The sequence below is a fragment of the Agromyces sp. NPDC055658 genome (genome assembly GCF_053618155.1).
This window is the reverse complement of the sequence record NZ_JBSHHD010000153.1, coordinates 1-1,046: the sequence shown is the minus strand read 5'-3', so window position 1 is coordinate 1,046 and position 1,046 is coordinate 1. Positions and strand designations below refer to the sequence as shown.

Here is a 1,046-nt window from a genome sequence, read left to right as displayed (position 1 = left end):
CCAACGCGGTCACCACCGCCCGCACCCTCAACGAGCAGCGCGGGAACCTGGACCAGGCCCTGGTGGCGGCGGTCGGCTTCGGCAACACCGGCGGCGACATCTTCGAGCGGGGCGGCCCCTATCTGGTCCGCGGTGCCCAGGACCTGCTGCCGGTCAGCGCGATGTTGGACCGCAACAGCCCGGCGCTGTACTGCATGATCCACAACTACGCCGAGGCCGCCCCGAAGTTCGCCCAGCAGACCCGCAACGGCTACGGGTTCGAACTGCAGGACTTCCTGGTCGGCGCCCCCAACGCGTGGGTGTACCCGGACAACCTGCCCCGGGTGAACGCCACCGGTGGTCCCGAGGGCCGGCCCGGCTGCTGGCAACCCGTCACCAAGGACCTCTGGCCGGCCCCGTATCTGGTCATGGACATCGGTGCCTCGATCGCGCCGTACAACCACTTCGAACTCGGCCAGCCGCTGGTGTCCGAGTACGTGTGGGGCCGCCAGATCGGCGAGAACACGATCAACCCGTAGGGCCTGCGCTAGAAGAGCCCGATCACGAGGCTCATCGCGAGGAAGAGCGTGAGCTGATACGCGGTGTTGATGACCGTCAGCTTCGGTGGCTTGAGTTCGAACGCGTTGTGCTGAAGGAGCGTCGTCGCCGAGAACGTCAGCCATGCGGCGAACCCGACGACGAGTGCGAGCCACACCGAGTGGATGCCGGTTGCCGAAGCGGTCACGGCCACCGCGGCAGCGAGCCCTATCGCGGTGACCGCGTTGGCGATCAACAGCTGGACCATGTTCCGCTTGCTGGCCGCCTTGGACTGCTCCGGGGTGATGCCGGTCAGATTCCACCAGACCGCGACGAACAACTTCCCGTACCAGACGCCGGCGACCGCCATGCCCGCGATGAGGGCGAGCACGACACCGAGCCAATTGATCTGCATCCCAAGGCATCCTGACTGTTGGTTGACCGACCCTTGCGGCGATGTAGTGCACTTTATAAAATCAACCACGATGGATGAAGTCAAGCGTATTGCCTCACGCTCTTACGGCCAGTTC

2 protein-coding genes are annotated in these 1,046 nt (G+C 65.3%); one reads left to right on the top strand and one right to left on the bottom strand.

The window, feature by feature from the left end:
* A partial coding sequence (locus tag ACWGPE_RS19275; RefSeq protein WP_452049360.1) for an MCE family protein occupies positions 1 to 518 on the top strand: 518 nt, incomplete at its 5' end.
* Between the two features lie 8 nt (positions 519 to 526).
* Here ACWGPE_RS19275 and ACWGPE_RS19270 read toward each other — a convergent pair.
* Positions 527 to 907, bottom strand: a complete 381-nt coding sequence (locus tag ACWGPE_RS19270) for a DUF1761 domain-containing protein (RefSeq protein ID WP_452049359.1) — start codon at positions 905 to 907, stop codon at positions 527 to 529.
* Positions 908 to 1,046: the final 139 nt, after the last annotated feature.